This is a genomic window from Klebsiella sp. JB_Kp031, from assembly GCF_040064295.1.
Taxonomy (GTDB): Bacteria; Pseudomonadota; Gammaproteobacteria; order Enterobacterales; family Enterobacteriaceae; genus Klebsiella; species Klebsiella quasipneumoniae.
This window is the reverse complement of sequence record NZ_JBEAJW010000018.1, coordinates 1-620: the sequence shown is the minus strand read 5'-3', so window position 1 is coordinate 620 and position 620 is coordinate 1. Positions and strand designations below refer to the sequence as shown.

Below are 620 nucleotides of genomic sequence, written 5' to 3'. Positions count from 1 at the left end.
TCGTCCATCGCGATCGGGTGGATCAGGGTAACAACCATTTTGATGTTGTCGCCCGGCATTACCATCTCTACGCCTTCCGGCAGTTCGATGGTGCCAGTCACGTCAGTTGTACGGAAGTAGAACTGCGGACGGTAGCCTTTGAAGAACGGAGTATGACGGCCGCCTTCGTCTTTGGACAGAATGTACACTTCAGATTCGAACTTGGTGTGCGGGTTGATGGTGCCCGGCTTAGCCAGTACCTGACCACGTTCGATTTCTTCACGTTTGATACCACGCAGCAGAACACCTACGTTCTCACCAGCACGGCCTTCGTCCAGCAGTTTGCGGAACATTTCAACGCCAGTACAGGTGGTTTTCGCGGTTTCTTTGATACCAACGATTTCAACTTCTTCACCCACTTTGATGATACCGCGCTCTACACGACCGGTAACAACGGTACCACGACCGGAGATGGAGAATACGTCTTCGATCGGCAGCAGGAACGGCTTGTCAATCGCACGCTCTGGTTCCGGGATATAGGTATCCAGGTGGCCAGCCAGTTCGATGATTTTCGCTTCCCACTCTGCGTCGCCTTCCAGCGCTTTCAGAGCAGAACCACGAACGATCGGGGTGTCGTCGCC

At 53.9% G+C, this 620-nt stretch carries 1 protein-coding gene; it reads right to left on the bottom strand.

From position 1 onward, the window contains the following. Positions 1-620: EF-Tu/IF-2/RF-3 family GTPase (locus ABLV64_RS05755; protein ID WP_348843341.1), on the bottom strand; the 620-nt coding region annotated here is incomplete at both ends.